The organism is Rothia sp. HMSC08A08 (assembly GCF_001808385.1).
Taxonomy (GTDB): Bacteria; Actinomycetota; Actinomycetes; order Actinomycetales; family Micrococcaceae; genus Rothia; species Rothia dentocariosa.
This window is the reverse complement of record NZ_KV793081.1, coordinates 103,309-123,131: the sequence shown is the minus strand read 5'-3', so window position 1 is coordinate 123,131 and position 19,823 is coordinate 103,309. Positions and strand designations below refer to the sequence as shown.

19 protein-coding genes are annotated in these 19,823 nt (G+C 56.5%); 15 read left to right on the top strand and 4 right to left on the bottom strand.

The features are described from left to right. A complete protein-coding gene (locus HMPREF3164_RS09965) occupies positions 1-435 on the top strand; it encodes a PIN domain-containing protein (protein WP_013398546.1) in 435 nt (144 codons plus the stop codon). A 290-nt stretch (positions 436-725) separates the two neighbouring features. After that, on the top strand, positions 726-2,801 hold the full coding sequence (locus HMPREF3164_RS09960; protein WP_246822678.1) for a cell division protein PerM: 2,076 nt from the start codon (positions 726-728) through the stop codon (positions 2,799-2,801). A 133-nt stretch (positions 2,802-2,934) separates the two neighbouring features. On the opposite strand, the gene HMPREF3164_RS09955 is transcribed toward HMPREF3164_RS09960, so the two are convergent. Continuing rightward, on the bottom strand, positions 2,935-3,417 hold the full coding sequence (locus HMPREF3164_RS09955) for a hypothetical protein (RefSeq protein WP_246822677.1): 483 nt from the start codon (positions 3,415-3,417) through the stop codon (positions 2,935-2,937). 199 nt (positions 3,418-3,616) lie between these two features. Here HMPREF3164_RS09955 and purN point away from each other — a divergent pair, with 199 nt between their 5' ends. From purN to HMPREF3164_RS09930, 5 genes are all read left to right on the top strand, one after another. Continuing rightward, on the top strand, positions 3,617-4,180 hold the full coding sequence (gene purN / locus HMPREF3164_RS09950) for a phosphoribosylglycinamide formyltransferase (RefSeq protein WP_070450797.1): 564 nt from the start codon (positions 3,617-3,619) through the stop codon (positions 4,178-4,180). A gap of 110 nt (positions 4,181-4,290) precedes the next feature. Beyond that, the gene (gene purH / locus HMPREF3164_RS09945; RefSeq protein WP_070450833.1) at positions 4,291-5,895 is read left to right on the top strand and encodes a bifunctional phosphoribosylaminoimidazolecarboxamide formyltransferase/IMP cyclohydrolase; all 1,605 of its coding nucleotides are present in this window, start codon (positions 4,291-4,293) and stop codon (positions 5,893-5,895) included. 147 nt (positions 5,896-6,042) lie between these two features. Continuing rightward, positions 6,043-6,612: a TetR/AcrR family transcriptional regulator gene (locus HMPREF3164_RS09940; protein ID WP_048753255.1), complete on the top strand. Its 570-nt coding sequence runs from the start codon at positions 6,043-6,045 to the stop codon at positions 6,610-6,612. Between the two features lie 231 nt (positions 6,613-6,843). Then, positions 6,844-8,124, top strand: a complete 1,281-nt coding sequence (gene glyA / locus HMPREF3164_RS09935) for a serine hydroxymethyltransferase (protein ID WP_048754446.1) — start codon at positions 6,844-6,846, stop codon at positions 8,122-8,124. 108 nt (positions 8,125-8,232) lie between these two features. Beyond that, the gene (locus tag HMPREF3164_RS09930; RefSeq protein ID WP_048754445.1) at positions 8,233-9,117 is read left to right on the top strand and encodes a bifunctional methylenetetrahydrofolate dehydrogenase/methenyltetrahydrofolate cyclohydrolase; all 885 of its coding nucleotides are present in this window, start codon (positions 8,233-8,235) and stop codon (positions 9,115-9,117) included. 160 nt (positions 9,118-9,277) lie between these two features. On the opposite strand, the gene HMPREF3164_RS09925 is transcribed toward HMPREF3164_RS09930, so the two are convergent. Then, positions 9,278-10,114: a GntR family transcriptional regulator gene (locus HMPREF3164_RS09925; protein ID WP_246822676.1), complete on the bottom strand. Its 837-nt coding sequence runs from the start codon at positions 10,112-10,114 to the stop codon at positions 9,278-9,280. 82 nt (positions 10,115-10,196) lie between these two features. Here HMPREF3164_RS09925 and HMPREF3164_RS09920 point away from each other — a divergent pair, with 82 nt between their 5' ends. The 4 genes from HMPREF3164_RS09920 (at position 10,197) to HMPREF3164_RS09905 (ending at position 13,247) form a co-directional block, all read left to right on the top strand. After that, the gene (locus HMPREF3164_RS09920) at positions 10,197-10,655 is read left to right on the top strand and encodes a hypothetical protein (RefSeq protein ID WP_070450795.1); all 459 of its coding nucleotides are present in this window, start codon (positions 10,197-10,199) and stop codon (positions 10,653-10,655) included. Next, a complete protein-coding gene (locus tag HMPREF3164_RS09915) occupies positions 10,652-11,500 on the top strand; it encodes an exodeoxyribonuclease III (protein WP_013398556.1) in 849 nt (282 codons plus the stop codon). The genes HMPREF3164_RS09920 and HMPREF3164_RS09915 overlap by 4 nt, the downstream gene beginning before the upstream one ends. A gap of 80 nt (positions 11,501-11,580) precedes the next feature. Further along, the gene (trpS, locus tag HMPREF3164_RS09910) at positions 11,581-12,645 is read left to right on the top strand and encodes a tryptophan--tRNA ligase (RefSeq protein WP_070450793.1); all 1,065 of its coding nucleotides are present in this window, start codon (positions 11,581-11,583) and stop codon (positions 12,643-12,645) included. A gap of 17 nt (positions 12,646-12,662) precedes the next feature. Then, positions 12,663-13,247, top strand: coding sequence for a 2'-5' RNA ligase family protein (locus HMPREF3164_RS09905; RefSeq protein ID WP_070450792.1), 585 nt, complete (start codon positions 12,663-12,665; stop codon positions 13,245-13,247). A gap of 87 nt (positions 13,248-13,334) precedes the next feature. On the opposite strand, the gene HMPREF3164_RS09900 is transcribed toward HMPREF3164_RS09905, so the two are convergent. Together HMPREF3164_RS09900 and HMPREF3164_RS09895 are read right to left on the bottom strand one after the other, a co-directional pair. After that, positions 13,335-14,675 (bottom strand): hypothetical protein, encoded by a 1,341-nt coding sequence (locus HMPREF3164_RS09900; protein WP_083297379.1) that lies wholly within the window; start codon positions 14,673-14,675, stop codon positions 13,335-13,337. A gap of 161 nt (positions 14,676-14,836) precedes the next feature. Beyond that, positions 14,837-15,946, bottom strand: a complete 1,110-nt coding sequence (locus HMPREF3164_RS09895) for a mannose-1-phosphate guanylyltransferase (RefSeq protein ID WP_070450788.1) — start codon at positions 15,944-15,946, stop codon at positions 14,837-14,839. Between the two features lie 333 nt (positions 15,947-16,279). Between HMPREF3164_RS09895 and sdhC the strand changes: the two genes are divergently transcribed. The 4 genes from sdhC to HMPREF3164_RS09875 are packed head-to-tail and all read left to right on the top strand — an operon-like array spanning position 16,280 to position 19,823. Next, positions 16,280-16,738, top strand: a complete 459-nt coding sequence (gene sdhC, locus HMPREF3164_RS09890; RefSeq protein ID WP_037231971.1) for a succinate dehydrogenase, cytochrome b556 subunit — start codon at positions 16,280-16,282, stop codon at positions 16,736-16,738. 3 nt (positions 16,739-16,741) lie between these two features. Next, entirely contained in the window at positions 16,742-17,227 is a 486-nt protein-coding gene (locus tag HMPREF3164_RS09885; RefSeq protein ID WP_004006060.1) for a succinate dehydrogenase hydrophobic membrane anchor subunit, read from the top strand. 42 nt (positions 17,228-17,269) lie between these two features. Next, positions 17,270-19,033: a succinate dehydrogenase flavoprotein subunit gene (gene sdhA / locus HMPREF3164_RS09880; RefSeq protein ID WP_004006061.1), complete on the top strand. Its 1,764-nt coding sequence runs from the start codon at positions 17,270-17,272 to the stop codon at positions 19,031-19,033. A gap of 1 nt (position 19,034) precedes the next feature. After that, positions 19,035-19,823, top strand: a complete 789-nt coding sequence (locus tag HMPREF3164_RS09875; protein WP_013398564.1) for a succinate dehydrogenase iron-sulfur subunit — start codon at positions 19,035-19,037, stop codon at positions 19,821-19,823.

The window sequence follows — 19,823 nt, the reverse complement described above, 5'->3', positions numbered from 1 at the left end:
ATGAGCGCCTCAGGACTGCTTCTCGACTCGGATGTTCTCGCCGAGATCCGCAAAGCCACACCAGATCCCAAAGTTGTTGCCTTTCTGCGCCGCCGCGCCTATAAACACCTCTACATTTCGGTGCTGAGTGTGGGCGAGCTCAAAGGACTCTACCCCTACCCAGAGACCGACCGATGGATTGCCGAACTTCTCGACAGATTCGCCGACCACATCATTAACGTGGATGCGCGCGTAAGCCTCGAATGGGCGGGACGCAGCGCCCCGCGCGGCACCCACAGTCACGGGCGTAAAGATGCCGAGCCCCTGCCCACTGCCGCCCTCGAAGGTCTGATGGCGGCGAGCGCCCAAGCTCACGACCTCGAAATCGTTTCTTCAAAGGCTGAGGTGTACCGGTCCTGGGGCGTGCCCGCGGTGAATCCGTGGATTGAAGACTAATCTTCCGCACAGTATTTTCACCGTAAGCACCGGGGGAGTACCTGCGTGTTCGAGAAAGCCGTGAGAAATGCTCGGCACAGTTAGCTGTATGCGCTGTCGCGGCGGTGAGAGCGCATCAGTAACGTTCGTGTAACCCCTATGTTCACGGTGAGCGGTTAACGAAGGTTAGCCGCCATTTAACCGGAACTATTTCCCCGAAAGCCCAGCAGGCTCACACGCGCTGACAGGTTTCATGGCATGATGGAAGAACGATGAAAAGTAGCTCTTCTACATCCCGGTATTCTGCCCCTATGCCACTCTGGCTGCAGGGCATCGTTGAATTAGTTTTTACCGCCGCGCTTTCTTTCGGGCTTGTGCTCGTTCTGCTCATGGCGGTGTGGTTTACCAACGGTTTTAACCGCATGGATTTTCCCGCACTCGCAACTCTTGCCTCCCACCTGTGGCTGCTCATGCACGGTGTGCCGCTGAATATTCCGAATGCTTTCGGCATTATTCTGCCGCACGGCATGCTCACACTGGTACCCATGGGGCTGAGCATTATTCCGGTGCTCTTATGCTTTAGGTCTGGGCGAAAACTGGCGCGCGCATCCTATGAGGGGGAATTCTTCAAGCCCGTACTATTAGGGTGCGCTGCCTACGGTATTTTTGCTGCCGTCGCCTTTGCGTGGGCGAGTACCGAACGGCATCTGCTGGGTATTGTTGGTGCGGCGTTGATTCCGCAGATAGTGGTGCTGGTCGGGTTGATCTGGGGCGGCTACTATGAATCGCGTTCGCTCGCCCGTATGGTGGGCGTGAACACCGCCGAACAGATTTCGCAGATGAGCCAGTACTCGCGATGGGCGAGCTCCTATGTGTGGTCGATTGTGCGTGCCTCCATGGTGGCGATTTTCTCGCTCATTATGGGCGGTGCTCTGGTGCTGGTGGTTGCCATGATGATGCGTTGGTCGCAAATCGCAACAATTTACCAGGAACTTCACGCCGGGCCGGTGGGGGCGCTCGCCGTGACCCTGCTGCAGCTTGGTTACCTTCCGAACTTGGTGATCTACGCGATGTCGTGGACTACCGGCGCCGGGTTTGCGTTCGGCGTGGATACACATGTGGGTTGGTCGCAGACGACGATGGGCGATCTTCCGCTCTTTCCGGTGCTGGGTGCTATCCCTGAGAGCCTGGGCTGGATAGGGTATGCGGGTCTGGCGGTTTCGCTGGGCGCCGGAGCCGTTGCCGGTTGGTGGTTCTTGCGTGAAGGTGAAGACCACGTGGAGGAGTGGATCACCATGAAGGTACGTTACCGGGTGATTGCGCTGCCGCTTTCTTCGCTCGTGTTGGGTTCGCTGGTGGGTGTGCTCTGCGGCGTGTGGGCTTATATTTTGGGTTGGATTTCCAGCGGATCGTTGGGTGTGGGGCGTTTTACCGAGGTAGGCGCATCGCCCGCAGCTTTCGCCGTGGCGACCGCAATAACCCTGGGTGCGGGTACCGCGTTGGGTAACCTGCTGTGCCATGTGCTTCTTCCCGACAGCAGTCGTGAGCTGCCGCGTTTTGCCGATGAACGTCCCAATCTGGGCAGTCGCATGAGCGAGATGCTGCAGCAGCGTCGCGCGGCGCGGGCAGAGCGTGAACAGCTCAGGAACGATGAGCAGGAACGCGAGGCACAAGAACGTGAAGAGCAGGCGCGTGAGCGGGCTCAGCAGCGGCGCGAACGAGTCAAACAGGTGCACGCCCGCCGTGCAGAACTCAATAAATTTGCTGAGCAAGAAGAAGCACAGCGAGCGCATAGTTTAGGTATCAAAACGGAGCAAGAATCCTTGCGTGAGGATAGTTCTGCCGAAGCTGCAGACTCGAAGGATGCGGCATCTGACGAACAAACCATCGAGCTGTCGGGAGCGGATGAACCCACCGTGGAACTTGATACCTCTGAGAAATCCGGTGGGGGTACCGAGGACGCGCCGCGCACGGTCAAGCCCGGTAAGCGTGAGAAAGCCCCGGGGAAGCCGGTCTTTAACCGCGTTCCGCGCCCCGAAACCTCGGGTAATGGCGGTGATACTAAGGTCGAGCGGGAAACACGAGAGCAGAGCGCTCGTACAGGGGAGTCTGGGCCGCAGAAAGCCCCTTCGTCAGTGGAGTTTCACGAGTCCGGGTATAAACGTTTTGGTGTGCCGCGCCCGGTTGCCGCATCGCCCGCATCCGATCAGGAGAATACGGAAGGTTCGGCGCAGTCTCACGAGACTACCGTTCAGGAGAAGCGTCAGCTCACGCCCACTCAGGCGATGGCTGTTATCTTCGGAGCCTCTGAGCCGACCAAGGACGAATCTTCGGAGGAAGGGCCCTCCACGGGGCAGGATTCCTCGCATAAGAAGAGGAAGAAATAACTTTCGCGCCCTATATGGTGATATATCGGGAACACCTAGAGGGCTGGGAGCACAGCGGAATATAGCAATTGTGCCGAGTGAATCCTTAAGATTCACTCGGCACAATTATTTGAAAAGCTCCCCCAAGAAGAAATTAAGGAGCAGGTTCGCCAATCGACACAGAAGTATTGGCGCGCACTGTACGGTCGAAGGACTCTTGACACTGCTTCACATCGGTATCCGTCAGGGCGTGGGAGTAACATTGCCGATAGTTTTGCGCATCCGGGTTCAACGCCATGACAAGCCCCGAAAGAAGCGTCCACCCCGCAAAAAGAAGGCTTAGTCCAGCGGCAACGTAGAGAATCCACGGTCCCCGCCCTTGGGCATTGCGCACTATCGCCATAATGGTCAGCCCAATCCCCAGAAGTACCAAGACAAAAAGCAGAAGAAACAGGGGGAAGGGACTCAGCAAGAAGGGGGTTCCCGATAGGGTCAGCATAGAACCCGCAAGCAACAGCCATAAACTGCGCATCAGCTTGCGGCGGCGCTCCTTAGGGGTGAGCTGCGGACGCTTCGGCGCAGGCGGTATCGGCTGCTGCGGCGGCACTTGGGGGTAAGACGGGGGCATATTTGACATAGGTTAAGGGTACCTCCCTGCGGCGGTCTGCGGGCATGAGAATCACCGTGAAACCCTGAAAATCTAGACTGGGCGAGGGCCGCCAGCTTATCGTTTCGGAATTGGCTTAACTACAAGAATTTCTGGTGCGGTGCCCGTGGCATAGGTGCTACCCAGCCGCTATGTGATGCGATAAACTATTGCTGTGCGAATTGTGATAATGGTCTCCGGGTCCGGTACTAACCTGCAAGCTATTCTCGACTCCGTAAAGGCTGGCGAGCTGAACGCAGAGATCGCCGCCGTAGGCGCAGATAAGCCCTGCACCGGTCTTGATCGAGCCGCCGCAGCCGGGGTTGAAACCTTTCTGATCGAACCGGCAGACTATGCTGACCGCGAGCAATGGAACCGCGCTCTCGAAGAGAAAATCGCCTCCTACACCCCCGATTACGTTGTATTCGCCGGGTTCATGCGCATTGTGGATGCGCAGCTGGTCGCCCGCTTCGAGAACCGGATTATCAACACTCACCCCGCGTTGCTGCCCTCATTCCCCGGGGCACACGGTGTGCGGGATGCGCTCGCCCACGGCGTTAAAATCACCGGGTTGACGGTTCATTTCGTGGATTCCGGGGTCGATACCGGCACGATTATCGCCCAGGCCGCGGTGCCCGTCGAGGACGGTGACACCGAAGAAAGCCTGCATGAGCGCATCAAGGTGCAAGAACGTCAGCTCTTGGTGCGGATCCTCGCAGAATTTGCTGCCCTCCCCAAAACTCAAAACCCCTAGAACTTCCTGCCCGCACGGCGCCGCATCCTGGTGCATGCGGGCAGTATCAATACCCCGCCACGGGGTACCACCCATTCACCGAGCAAGAAGCAACGGAGTAATTAGTGTCTATGAAGAAGCTCGATCGTCTGCCCCTGCGCCGCGCCCTCATTTCCGTGTACGACAAGACTAATCTGGCGGAGTTCGCCCGCGGTCTGCACGAGGCAGGCGTGAAGCTGGTGTCTACCGGTTCGACCGCATCCACGATCGCCGCCGCCGGTGTGCCCGTCACAGAAGTTACCGAGGTTACCGAGTTCCCCGAGTGCCTGGAAGGCCGCGTGAAGACCCTGCACCCGCGCATCCACGCCGGTATTTTGGCCGACCGCCGCAAGCAGGAGCATATCGACACCCTTAACGAACTCGACGTTGAGCCCTTCGACCTGGTGGTCGTGAACCTATACCCCTTCGCAGAGACCGTGGCATCCGGTGCTGACCAAGACGCTATTATCGAGAAAATTGATATCGGCGGTCCCTCAATGGTGCGTGCCGCCGCGAAGAATCACGATGCGGTCGCTGTCGTGGTAGACCCCAAAGACTACGAACGGACCGTGACCGCCGCCCAGGATGGCGGGTTTTCCCTGGAGGAGCGTCGCCGTCTGGCCGCCGGTGCCTTCGCCCATACCGCCGCTTACGATACCGCCGTCGCTACCTGGACCGCCGCGCAGTTCCAGCAGGATGAAGACGCTAACTTCTGGCCCCCGTACGCTGGTTTGGGCTTTGAACGCAGCGAGACCCTGCGTTACGGCGAGAATCCGCATCAGCGCGCGGCTCTGTATGTGGATCCCGCAGCAGCCCCCGGTATCGCCCAGGCTGAGCAGATTCACGGCAAGGCGATGAGCTACAACAACTATGTGGATGCCGATGCCGCCCTGCGCGCAGCCTACGATTTTGATGAGCCTGCGGTCGCCATCATCAAGCACAACAACCCCTGCGGTATTGCAATTGCAAGCCCTAATGTCGCAGATCCAATTGCCGATGCGTACGCTAAGGCTCATGCTTGCGATCCGCTGTCCGCCTATGGCAGCGTGATCGCGGCAAACCGCCCGGTCACCAAGGATATGGCGCAGGCCGTTAAAGATATTTTCACCGAGGTTATTGTGGCGCCCGGATACGAGCCGGAAGCCCTCGAAATCCTGGAAACCAAGAAAAATCTCCGCCTGCTGGTGCTTCCCGAGGGATTCGGGCGTGAGACTATCGAGTACCGCTCGATTTCTGGCGGTGCGCTCTTCCAGGAAGCCGACCGCCTTAACGCCGAGGGTGATAACCCGCAGAATTGGCAGCTGGTCGCCGGTGAACCTGCCGACGAAGCCACTCTGCGCGATCTTGAATTCGCGTGGCGTGCCCTGCGTGCCCCCAAATCGAACGCGATTATGCTCGCCCATAATGGTGCCGCCGTGGGTATCGGCATGGGGCAGGTTAACCGCGTGGATTCGTGCAAACTCTCGGTTGAACGCGCCAATACACTCGGCGGAGAAGGCCACGAGCGTGCCCGCGGTGCGGTTGCCGCATCCGACGCTTTCTTCCCCTTCGCGGACGGCCTGCAGGTTCTTCTCGACGCCGGTATCCGTGCGGTCGTGCACCCCGGCGGCTCGATCCGTGATGACGAAGTTATTCAGGCCGCGAAGGATGCGGGCGTCACCATGTACCTGACTGGAACCCGCCACTTCTTCCACTAAATTCCGGCATTGTCTCAACAATCGAATGCGCCAGCCAGGTAGGCTGATGCACGGTGAATATTGCCAACCCAATCCGGCTGCAAAAGTTATGGTGTGCACGGGTTGGGTTGGCACGCATACGGGGTAAATATTCGATAGGATTAAGACGTGCCTAAAGTCAGTGAAGAATACAAAAAGAACAGGCGTATACAGATTATCGATGTCGCCCGTGAATGCTTTATTAAAGGCGGGTATCAAAAGACCTCGATGAACGAGATTATTGCCGCCACCGGGCTCTCCGCAGGAGCTATCTACAACCACTTTTCCTCGAAAGAAGAGATCATGGTAGAGGCCGCACGCCTTGACATGGCTCCCTTCGAGAAAGTGCGTGCGGATTCTCCATGGGATTATGTTCTGGGGTTCTTGAAGATTCTTGATACGGCAAAAACCCGCCGCTTTCTGCTCGCCACCTGGGGCGAGGCTGTCTCAATGCCCGCTATCAACGCCGTAGTGGGGGAGCAAATGCATCAACTGCGCGCCATGGCAATGGAACGTTACCGTGCCTGGGGCGAACGCGAACTCGATGTAACCGCTGAAGAGCTTGAGCAGTGGCTTAATGTCATGGGCGCGGCGGTGCTTTCGGTGCTTAGCGGGTATGTGGTGCAGACTCAGCTTCTCGGAAAAGAAAACCGTGAAGCCTATTTCGCATATGCAACCGCTATTTTGACTCAGGAATAACCCGGTGTATATGCGCCGCCTGCGCGCGTCTGCCTCCTTCGGGACAATACTCACGGTTCGGCATGGAAAACTCGCTGCAAGGATCGCCGCGAACATGCCAAAGAGCCCTTGGTATGGCCATCTCATACGGTGGGCGTCATATCTGTGCAGGCACTAACCTATACGGTAAGATGAGAGTCACATCATAAGCTCTCATCACATTTTATGCAGAATCACACTTTGAGGAGTGGTATGACCGAGCAGACTCGAACCGTGCTTGAGGCTCCCCTCGCGGAGCTTGACCCCGAGGTCGCCGAAGCACTCGATCTGGAACGTAAGCGCCAGCAAAACACCCTGGAAATGATCGCTTCCGAAAACTTCGTGCCGCGTGCCGTACTCCAGGGGCAGGGGTCAGTGCTGACCAATAAATATGCGGAAGGCTACCCGGGTCGCCGCTACTATGGTGGCTGCGAATTCGTCGATATCGTTGAAGACCTGGCTATTAAACGGGTTAAGGAGCTCTTCGGCGCCGAACACGCCAACGTACAGCCTCACTCCGGTGCCCAGGCGAATAACGCCGTCATGCACGCCCTGCTGACCCCCGGTGAGAAGATCATGGGTCTTTCACTGGCTCACGGTGGGCACCTCTCGCACGGTATGAAGCTGAACGTCTCGGGTAAGCTCTACGAGGTTGTTGCCTACGAGGTAGGCGAAGACGGTCGGATCGATATGGAACAGGTTCGGCAGCTCGCACTCGCTGAGCGTCCCAAGGTTATTATTGCCGGATGGTCGGCATACCCCCGTCAGCTGGATTTCGCGAAATTCCGTGAGATTGCCGATGAAGTTGGTGCCTACCTGTGGGTTGATATGGCCCATTTTGCCGGTCTAGTAGCGGCGGGTCTGCACCCCAACCCGGTACCGCACGCCCACGTGGTTTCGTCGACCGTGCACAAGACCTTAGGCGGACCCCGCTCCGGGTTTATCCTGTGCACCGAAGAGCTCAAGAAAAAGATCGACTCAGCGGTATTCCCCGGGCAGCAGGGCGGACCGCTCATGCACGTGATTGCCGCGAAAGCGACCGCGTTCAAGGTTGCCGCGACCGAAGAGTTTAAAGACCGTCAGAAGCGCACAATCGAGGGGGCGCGCATCCTAGCAGAGCGCCTGACCCACCAGGATATGCGCGATGCGGGCGTTTCCATCGCCACCGACGGTACCGACGTGCACCTGGTACTGGTCGATCTGCGCCACCACGAGCTCACCGGTAAAGAGGCTGAAGACCTGCTGCACGACGCGGGTATTACCGTTAACCGCAACGCGGTGCCGAACGATCCCCGCCCGCCGATGGTGACCTCCGGGCTGCGCATCGGTACCTCGGCCCTGGCAACCCGCGGTTTCGATGCCGAAGGCTTTACCGAGGTCGCCGATATTATCGCTTCGGTGCTGTTGCCGCAGCACGATATCGCCGCCTTGCGCGAGCGCGTGAATAAGCTCTGCGATAAGTACCCGCTCTATGTGGGAAGTGAGAGCTGGTAAAACTTATGAAGACCCCGTTGTACGCTTCGTAAAGCGTCTGCGGGGTCTTTTGCCCAGTGTAAACCTCTCACGGATGAATCCATGACATGAACAGAAAGGAAAACTGCTATGCCGCAGATTCTTGATGGTAAGGCAACCGCCGCCGCCATTAAATCCGAGCTGACTGAGCGCGTTGAGGCGCTCAAAGCACGGGGCATTACCCCCGGTTTGGGAACGGTACTCGTGGGGGATGATCCCGCCTCACACTCCTATGTGGGCGCTAAACACCGCGACTGCGCGGAGATTGGCATTAATTCGATCCGTGTAGATCTGCCCGCCGATATCACCCAGGAAGAGCTTGAAGCCGAGATTGATAAGCTCAATCACGACCCTGCCTGCACGAGCTACATTGTGCAGCTTCCCTTGCCCAAGCACCTGGATACTAACCGTATTTTGGAGAAGATTGTGCCTGAGAAGGACGCTGACGGTTTGCACCCCACTAACCTTGGCAAGCTGGTGCTGAACGTTTCGGAGCCGTTAGATTCACCCCTGCCGTGCACCCCGAACGGCGTGATTGAGTTGGTGAAACGCCACGGTATCGACTGGAACGGTAAGAATGTGGTTGTGCTCGGTCGCGGTATTACCGTGGGTCGTCCTCTAGGGCTGCTGCTGACCCGCCGTGAGATCAATGCAACCGCGACCTTGGCGCATACCGGTACCCAGAACCTTGACGAGGTTCTGCGCCAGGCGGATGTTATTGTCGCCGCCGTGGGTGTGCCGCATGTGCTCAAAGCGGATCAGGTGAAGGACGGCGCAATTCTGCTGGATGTGGGAGTCTCCCGTGCCGAAGACCCTGAAACCGGTAAGAAGAAACTCTTCGGCGACGTTTCCCCCGAGGCGGCCGCGAAGGCATCTTGGGTATCCCCGAACCCCGGCGGTGTGGGCCCCATGACCCGCGCGGAGCTGCTGGTGAATGTCGTAGAGACCGCAGAACGTCAGGCAGCGAAGAACTAGCCTGGCCGTCAGCTCAACGTTCCATGCCGCAGCACGTGAGAGGGCTCTGAGGATAACCGCGCGCCATTGTGAAACACGCTAGGTACGACAATGCCCGGGTGCATATTGTTGTCGCACTCGGGCACTGTTATCGCCCGTCTTATGCCTGCTGTGGAGTTTTTTACAGCAGCATCTCGTAAAAATAGGCATCCCCTTTATAGAGCGTCACGCTGTGCTCAACGGGTGAACCCTGCGAGGTATAGCTGGTGGTGGTCACCTTGAAAGCAGCGGCACCCACGGTTGGCAGATGATTGAAGGCTTCCGCATCCGCCTCGGTCATCAGGGTTGCTTCCATGCGCATCATGCCGTGTTCGATTGTGTACTCGCAATGGTCGTGAGGATCTTTGCGTGAACCGCCAGAGGCCATCGTTTCAAGCAGGCATGTTGCAACCTCAGGTGTCAAATAGGCGAGCTCAAAACCGATAGGCTCACCCTCAGCCAAGCGCAAACGCTTAACCAAAAGCACCGAAGAATCTATGGTGACACTCAAATAACGTGAAATTTCTTCTGTCACCTCAACCCACTGGGTTGAAAGCATTCTGGTTGAAGCCTGCAGCCCGCGCCGCTCCATATCTTCGGCGAACGAGCATACTCGCGGAATGTAGCTTCCCTGAGAACGATCGGCAACGTATGTTCCAGAACCCTGAACGTTATAGATAAGACCGCGCTCCAGTAGAGCCTTGATAGCATTGCGCACCGTCTGGCGGCTTACCTTGAACTTCTCCTGAATAGCGCGTTCAGTCGGGAGTTTATCTCCGGGAGAACCCGGGATTACATATTTTTGTTCCAGGTAGCGGATAACCTGCTCATATTTAGGGCCAGGAACCGGCGGTAGCATGGTGGGATCGTCGTGAAGTTCCTCGGCGTTCTCCATCATAGAACCACGCGCAGAAGCCTCGGGTGCCTCGTGGGAACCCGAGTTAGAGACAGAACCTGAAAAGTTGAGTGAATGAGTCATCACAGATAGTTTACGCCTATCCGACCCTAAAAGCGTTGCACTACGTGTATGTCGAGGCATTTATCCTGGCATAATTGATGTTATGCACACACGCGAGCAAAATTCTGTAACCACCGCCGACTCCGATAACGCCTCCGTGCGTAAAGCCATTATTGGGTCCTGCATCGGCGTTGGGCTCCTTGTACTTCTTCTCGTTCTGGCAATTTTCAACGCCAACAGCGTGCTCGGTTGGATCCTGGCAGGCCTTATTCTTGGATGGCTGGCGCTCGCCGTCTACTTAGTGCGTATCGTGCTGGTATCCATCAAACAGGATCGTGCCGAATTTAGCCGCATCCACCGCGAAGAATCGGATGCGATGCTCGCCGATAAACTTGCCCACAGCTTTCAGATCGTGCTTGTGCAGTCCCGCGAAATTGCCAACCACCTCACGGACGACAGCGAAGAATCTCGCGCCATGATCGAGCGGGCTTTAGATACTATTAACACCACAGCGTCCAATGGGATGGGAATGGTCAACGACGAAATGAGGGGTGAAGAATGAGCCGCGCCGCTAAAACTCTGCGCGTCGCCAGCGTGAACGTCAACGGTATTCGTGCCGCCTACAGGAAAGATATGGCCACGTGGCTCGCTGGCCGCGACGTTGATATTCTCTGCCTGCAGGAGGTTCGTGCCCCCGATAAGATCGTGCGCGAACTTCTCAACGAAGACGACTGGAATATTCTGCACGCCGAAGCCGCCGCCAAAGGACGCGCCGGGGTACTGGTGGCAACCCGCAAGCACCCCAATGCGAACGGTGAGCTTCTGAAAAACCAGCCTGTCGCTACCCGCTCCACGATCGGCGAAGACTATTTCGCAGACGCTGGCCGCTGGGTTGAGGCGGACTACACCCTGCCCACCGGCGAAACCCTGACCGTCGTAAGCGCTTACGTGCACTCCGGCGAGGTTGGAACGCCCCGCCAGGATGACAAGTACCGCTTTCTCGACCGCATGCTCGTGCGCCTGCCCGAACTCGCTCAGCATTCAGATCACGTGCTCATTGTGGGAGACCTCAACGTGGGGCACACCGAGCTCGACATTAAAAACTGGAAGGCAAACCAGAAACGCGCCGGTTTCCTGCCCGAAGAACGTGCATACTTCGATAAATTCTTTGGCGAAATCGGCTATGAAGACGTGGCGCGCAAACTCGCAGGTGAGGTGCCCGGGCCCTATACCTGGTGGTCCTACCGCGGCAAAGCCTTCGATAACGACGCCGGGTGGCGCATTGACTACCATATGGCTACCCCAGCGCTCGCTGCGAAAGCCGTGGAAGCAACGGTCGATCGTGCCGCCTCCTATGATGAACGGTTCAGCGATCACGCGCCGCTCGTCGTCGATTATCAGTTCTAGAATTCACCTGCCGATAAGATGCCGGATGCGCTGGCTAACCGGCCGTCCGCATCGTGCGCCCCTTGAAGAAAGTATCTATCATGTCTGACGAAAAGAAACAGGATAAATCACTCATTCCCAATGCGTCTTTGGATCGTGTGCGTGTCTACTCCGGTGCGCAGCCTTCCGCAGATTCGATGCACCTGGGCAACTATATTGGCGCGGTGAACAACTGGGTTGCCCTGCAGGAGAACCCCGCCAACGAGTGCCTGTTCTTTATCCCCGATATGCACGCTATTACCGTGCCCCAAGACCCACAGTCCCTGCGCGAACGCACCCGCCTGACCGCCGCCCAGTATATTGCCGCCGGTATTGACCCTGCGCGTTCCCCGTTCTTTGTGCAGTCGCAGGTGCCTGAGCACGCGCAGCTTGCCTGGGTACTGAACTGCTTCACGGGTTTTGGTGAGGCCTCACGCATGACCCAGTTCAAGGACAAATCGCAGAAGCAGGGTGCTGATAACGCCTCGGTGGGGTTATTTACCTACCCGGTGCTGATGGCGGCGGATATTCTGCTGTATCAGGTCGATGGCGTACCGGTGGGCGAGGATCAGCGCCAGCACCTAGAGCTTACCCGCAACCTGGCGCAACGGTTCAACTCGCGCTTTGGCGAAACCTTCGTGGTGCCCGAACCCATTATTATGAAGGAAACCGCCAAGATTTATGATTTGCAGGAGCCGACCTCGAAGATGTCGAAATCTGCCACCTCCGATAAGGGGCTTATCAAACTTTTGGATGAGCCGAAGGCGACTGTGAAGAAGATTAAGTCTGCCGTGACTGACGACGGCTCCGTTATTGCTTATGATCGTGAGGCGAAACCTGGCGTCTCTAATCTGCTCTCGATCTATTCCGCGATGACTGGTGAGAGCATCGACTCTCTCGTCAAACGTTATGAGGGTAAGATGTACGGTCATCTCAAGGTTGATTTGGCGGATGTTGTGGTCGAGAAACTTTCGCCCCTGCGTGAGCGTACCCTAGAGCTTATGGCGGACCCCGCCGAGCTTGACCGCTTGCTGGCATTGGGTGCTCGGAAAGCTCGTGAAATAGCGACTGTTACTATCGAGAATGTCTACGATAAAGTGGGTTTTTTGCCCGCACAGCGCGGCTAGACCGAAGGAGGTACGCTGTGACTGTTAAGAACACCTGCGAGAATCTATCACACACTGAGGAATCGCCCACTCTTCACCCCGGGCAGCGTTATTTGAGTCTGATTGCTCACGTGAACGGACCGCTGGGGCAGCGTCTTGTGGACTGGAAGAAGAGAACCGGCATGACTCTTCCCACTGATTTGAGTAATCATGTGACTGTGTATGTTAGCGAGCTGACCGAGCAGAATGAGAACGACTGGCGTTCGGATGCACTGGCGCATTCACTCGCCGCAATTGGTACGGCGCAGGCGCGCGCTGGGGGAGTGTGCACCTTCCGCCCAAACTCTGAGATCGAGTATCTGGACGTTATCTTAGGTGCCGATACTTTTGCCGAACTTCATGGCGCGTGCGTGCAGGAGTTAGGGCAGTGGGCATCGCCTTTCCCTTACGTTCCGCATATTACCTTGGGGCGTTCTTTGACGCCGGATCAGGTGCGGCAAGCGCATCGGATTTTCGACGATTTACCAGAACAAGAACGCTCGTTCACTGTAGATACTCTGCACGTATATGCCTATGATGGCTCGGATTGGGAACCTCTGGGAGCACTATCTCTTAAGCCATAACTGCGCTCCACAATCTTGATATATGTACCTACAGCGCAAGCCCCGATACCGGTTCAGGTATCGGGGCTTGCGCTCTCTAACTTCTTCCTAGTGGGAGTCCGCAGTTACGGGCGCCGCATTCGCGGAAGACACACCGCTGAGTTCATTAGGAACCTGCGGCAGATCAATGCTCATGAGGGTCTTTGGATGAGAAGCATCCGAGAGTGATACCGCGTGAAGCTTCTTCGTCTCAGGGTCGGTCACATAGGCAGTTTTACCGTCTACCCACAATGCCGGGCGAGGATCCTGCCAAGTTTCTGACTCGGTCCACGTATTCATTAGCTGTACAGACCCAAGCTCGGTGCCGTTTGCCGGGTCGTAGATACGCAGCTTACCGTCCGTGGTGAGCAGCAGAGCCTCACCGTTAGGTCCGCGGCCCATGGAACGGAAGGTGTAGCTGACTCCTTTGGGGAGTGAGTATACCTCTCGCGTGCGGGCGACCGTATCAATGATGGCAAACTTCTCGGGACGCTCAAGTTTGGCGTCCTTATCCGTCTTATAATCCGCCAGAACGTAAGGGGAGTCTGCCGTTCCTGCCTGGTTGCCCGAGCGTGAGTAGGGATCTTGGGGGTTTGTCACCTTCGTGAAAGTGCCGTCCCGGTAGATGAGTACGCCGTCGGTGCATCCGATCGTGAAGGTATTATCCCGCGCGATAGCTTCGCCGTGTACACCGGGGCATTCCTTGTTCTCTGTTATGGTCTTACCGTTAGCGTCTACCACGGCTGCGCCCGTGCGGGTTTTGGAATCCCCGACTGCTACGAGGTACTGGTCATTCGGCAGGGGAATAGCGAATCCGTGGTGAGGATTGGGGAGCTTAACCTGCTTGGTTTCAAGGTTAGTTGCCGTGCGCTTATTGGATACCAGGTTTGCGGGGTCGTATACGTCGAAGGTGCCGGTACCGTCTGCGAATGCCGCAACCTTACCGTTATCGGCAATAACATGCCCGGTGTGGTCGGCCTGAAGCGACAGTGTCGAGAGGCTGGGAGCGGTGGTGTAGTAGTGTGAGTGGTCACCGTGTGCTACCGACCATACGCCGGTGTCGAGGAAGGTGTAGCTGGATCCATCGGCTACGATCAGATGGCGGTTATCACCCGCATCGTTCAGGCGCAGGAAACCATCTTTGTGAATATCCTGCAGAAGCTTCATATCTTTACCGTCGTACACCATCACGCCGCCGTCATAAGTGATGGCTAGGCGGGTTGACGCGCCTTTGCCTTCAACGATGGGAGACTGCGAGGCGCTTGCGTTTGAATCCCCTGAGGACGCTCCTGCGGAAGGCTCTGAGGAGCCTGCAGAGGATGTGCCGCCCGCGCATCCTGCAAGGAGCAGGGAGGATACGAGACCGAGTGAACTTAGTGACGTCAAAAATGATTTTCGTGTGTTGGACATACACAGAGACTATCACACATGAGAATCATTATTGAATAAGTAAGAGCCGGGATATAAATAATGGGTGGATCAGCGCGAATATCATGCCGATCCACCCGATGAGTGAGTGTTGAGAATGTTATAAACGCCATACGGCGTGGTTATTTAAGCGATGGCCGCTTTTAGAGAAGATCAGCCAAGCCGCGATCTTTGAGCTCGGCAACTGTGTCTTTCACGGCCTGAGCCTGCTCACGCGGTGCGACGAGGAGCGCATCGGGGGTATCAACCACCACAATATCGTCAAGGCCAATCACCGAGATCTTGCGGTTGCTATTCGCGACAACAATACCGCTGCAGCCTTGATTGATCACATTGTCTTCGTCACCGAGAATTGTGAGGCCTTCACCATGCTTCTCTTGGTTAAGACGAGCAACGGCATCAAAGTCTCCCACGTCGTCCCAGCTGAAGGAGCCGGGGACCATTGCAACATCGCCAGCAGCAGCGGCAGGCTCAGCAACGGCGTAGTCGATTGCGGTCTTGGGGAGAGTGCCCCAAGTCTGTTCCATAATGCTCTCACGCTCGGGAGTATCCCAAGCCTTGGCGATCTTCATAACCCCGGCGTAAAGCTCGGGCTCGTTCTTTTCAAGATGCTGCAGCATCAGGGATACGGGCGCCACGAACATGCCAGCGTTCCAGGTGTAGTCCCCGGAGTCTAGGTATTTTTGCGCGGTTTCGCTATCGGGTTTTTCAACAAAAGACTCGACCGCAAGGGCGTTCGGTGCGTGAGCAAGCCCCAGTGGAGTGCACGCTCTGATATATCCGAACGCGCTCGACGGCTCGGTGGGGGTAATGCCGATAGTGACAATCTTTCCTGAAGCTGCCGTGATAACCGCCTCGGTCACCACGCGTTGAAATTCATCAACGGGGTTGATGACGTGATCAGCGGCGAAGGAACCAATAATCGCATCCGGTTCACGCTCGTGAATAATAGCGCACGCTAAACCAATAGCGGCTGCAGAATCCTTCGGGGAGGGCTCCAAGACGAGGTCGGAGGCTCGTAATTCGGGAATCTGCTGGGTTACAGCGTTGGCATGAGAAGTGCCGGTCACGACCATGACGGAGCCGTTGCTCAAATCAATGAGACGGTCGTAAGTATCACGCAAGAGCGATTTACCTGAATCTGTGAGGTCGAGAAGGAACTTCGGCGCCTGAGCACGCGAAAGCGGCCACAAACGCGAACCAACACCGCCAGCTGGAATAAGCGGGCGGAAACGGGTTAATGCAGTATTCATCAGTTCCAGAATACCGGGGGCTTTTGTAATATGCCGAATTCTTAGAGTGATTTCCAGGAAAGTCTCAGATAAAAAATATCAAGAGATGCATCACATTAGGTAAAGGTTAGTTCCGCATGAACTCAGCTCACGGAGGGGTATCGCAAAATAACTATTTCGTAATTAACCTTGTAGTTTCCTGCGAAATAAGGAGACGAGGTGTCAATAAGCCTGTGAATTACCTGGTATCTTGAAACTAACAATATGAAATCACAGGAGTTGCTGAGCGCGCTTCCCGCCGAGGTTAAACACACAGACCCCGACGTCGTCTCAGCGGCGACAGGAGGTTATTCAGTGCTGAATAGTTCAAAGGGGACCCTGTACCGCGGCCGATGGGGCATGTGGTCTTGGGTCGCTCATCGTGTGACAGGTATCGCTATATTCTTCTTCCTACTGGTTCACGTACTTGATACCGCCGTGGTCCGTATCTCTCCCGAGGCATACAATAGCGTTCTCGGCCTCTACAAAAACCCCGTGATGGGTCTGGGAGAGACCGCGCTCGTGGCAGCCATCGTGTACCACGCCTTCAACGGTATTCGCATTATTCTTATCGACTTCTGGGGAACAGCTACTAACGCCAAAGTCGAGCATGTGATGAGCAAAGGCAAAGACGGTTCCCCCGAGATCAACCAGAAGGCTACCTATCCGCACATTAAGATTCTGTGGGTTGTTCTGTTCCTGTGGGCAATTACTGTTGCAGGATTCGCGGCTCGCCACCTGCCGATCGTCTTCTCACACCTTGGAGGTCACTAAGCTATGTCTACTCCACTCAAATCACGCGTTTCGGTTCCTCGCCTGCGCGATAACAAGATTGATGGTGTGAAATACAACCGCTCCTCCAGCAAGCGCAACAACTTTGAAATGTTCGCCTGGCTGGGGATGCGCCTCTCCGGTGTCGTGCTGGTTGTGCTGATTTTCGGGCACCTCTTCGTGAACCTCATGGTGGGGGACGGCATTCACGCGATCGACTTCGGTTTCGTGGGCGGTAAATGGGCAAACCCCTTCTGGCAAATCTGGGATCTGCTGCTGCTGTGGCTGGCTATGCTCCACGGCACCAACGGCATCCGCGTGGTCATTGACGATTACGCCGAAAAGGATCGCGTGCGTGTGTGGCTGAAGATTATCCTCTTCGCAGCATCCGCTTTTGTGCTGCTGGTCGGAACCCTCACGATCTTCGCTTTTGATCCCTGCCCCTCGGGTGCGGCGGCTAATCTGCTGCCTAGTTTCTGCCCGGCCCCCTAAGGGTAAAACACTAAAGATTTTTGACATACGAGAGAGAGCATCATGCAGGTACATAAGTACGATGTAGTGATTGTTGGCGCTGGCGGCGCAGGTATGCGTGCCGCTATTGAGGCGGGGCAGCGCGTACGAACCGCGGTGCTGACGAAGCTATACCCCACCCGCTCGCACACCGGTGCGGCACAGGGCGGTATGTGCGCCGCCTTAGCTAACGTTGAGGAAGACAACTGGGAGTGGCATACCTTTGACACCGTCAAGGGCGGCGACTACCTTGTCGATCAGGATGCGGCAGAGATTATGGCGAAAGAAGCTATTGACGCCGTGCTCGACCTTGAAAAAATGGGTCTTCCCTTCAACCGTACCCCCGAGGGGCGCATCGACCAGCGTCGTTTTGGCGGGCATACCCGCGATCACGGTAAAGCCGCCGTGCGTCGCGCATGCTACGCTGCCGACCGCACTGGTCACATGATTCTGCAGACCCTCTACCAGAACTGCGTGCGTCACAATGTCGAGTTCTACAACGAGTTCTACGTGCTCGACCTCATTATGTCAGAAGATGAAAACGGCAACCCCCGACCTGCAGGTGTTGTCTCCTATGACCTGGCAACCGGCGAAGTACACGTTTTCCAATCGAAATCCGTGATTTTCGCATCCGGCGGATGCGGCAAGATTTTCAAAACTACCTCAAACGCGCACACCCTTACGGGTGATGGCATGGCAATCGCCTTGCGTGCAGGTCTTCCCCTAGAGGATATGGAATTCGTGCAGTTCCACCCCACCGGTCTTGCGGGCCTGGGTATTCTCGTGACCGAGGGTGCCCGCGGTGAGGGCGGTATTCTGCGTAACTCCGAGGGCGAGCGTTTCATGGAACGTTACGCACCGACCATTAAGGACCTAGCCCCCCGCGATATCGTGGCTCGTGCAATGGCGAACGAGGTGCGTGAAGGTCGCGGCTGCGGACCGCATAAAGACTATGTGCTCCTAGACCTCACTCACCTCGAACCCGCACATATCGACGAGAAACTGCCGGATATTACCGAATTCGCGCGTACCTATCTGGCAGTTGAGCCGCACCACCAGCCTATTCCGGTGTTCCCCACCGCGCACTATGCGATGGGCGGTATTCCCACGAACAACGATACCGAGGTGTACCGCAACAGCGAAGAGACTATTCCAGGACTATACGCAGCCGGTGAGGTAGCCTGCGTGTCGGTACACGGTGCAAACCGTTTGGGAACCAACTCACTTCTGGACATTAACGTGTTTGGTAAGCGTGCTGGCCGCCGCGCCGCAGAATACGCCGCATCCGCAGATTTCGTGCCTGTTCCGGATGACGCTGCCGATCGCACTCTCGCGATGCTCAATAGTATTCGTGACGGGCAGGGCACCGAAAAGGTTGGCGCTATCCGCACCGAGCTGCAGCGTGTGATGGAAGCCGATATGCAGGTGTTCCGTACCGAAGAAACCATTCGCAAGGCTCTCGCCGCCATTGACGAGCTCGAAAAGCGCTACGCAAATATCTCGATTCAGGATAAAGGCAAGCGCTTCAACCTTGACCTGTTGGAGGCTGTTGAGCTCGGCTTCCTGCTGCAGCTTGCCAAGGTGATGTCGGTGGGCGCACTGCACCGCCAGGAATCCCGAGGTGGTCACTACCGCGAGGACTTCCCGAAGCGCGACGACGTGAACTTCATGAAGCACTCGATGGTTTATCTAGATCCCGAGTCTGAGTTTGAGGGTGTGCAGGGTCTGCGTTTTGATACCAAGCCCGTTGTCTACACTCGCTACGAACCCAAGGAGCGTAAGTACTAAAATGGCTGAACACGAAACTCCCGAACCGGAATCGGTCAAGCTCTTTGAAGGTATGTCCGGTTCAGACTCCGGGAACATCCCCACCTATGACGTGACGATTCGCGTGCGCCGTTACAACCCCGAAGTATCGGATAAAGCATACTGGGATGACTTCAACCTGACCATGTACCGCACCGACCGCGTGCTGGATGCATTGCATAAGATCAAGTGGGAGCTCGACGGCTCGGTCTCATTCCGTCGTTCCTGCGCGCACGGTATCTGTGGGTCGGATGCGATGCGCATCAACGGACGTAACCGCCTAGCGTGCAAGACCCTGCTCAAGGATCTGGACATTACCAAGCCCATTATCGTTGAGCCGATTAAGGGTCTTCCCTGCGAGAAGGACCTGATTGTCGATATGGAGCCTTTCTTCCAGGCGTACCGCGAGATCATGCCCTTCTTCATCAATGACTCGAATGAACCGGAACGTGAGCGTCTGCAGTCTGCGGAAGAACGTGCCCGATTCGACGACACCACAAAGTGTATTCTGTGCGCGGCTTGTACCTCCTCTTGCCCCGTTTTCTGGACGGACGGTCAGTACTTCGGTCCTTCTGCCATCGTGAATGCGCATCGTTTTATCTTCGATTCGCGCGATGACGCTGGGGACCTGCGTTTGGAAATCCTCAATGATAAAGAAGGCGTGTGGCGCTGCCGCACAACCTTCAACTGCACCGAGGCTTGCCCGCGTGGCATTCAGATCACTAAGGCTATTGCCGAGGTCAAGCAGGCTATTTTGGCGCGAGCCCTCTAA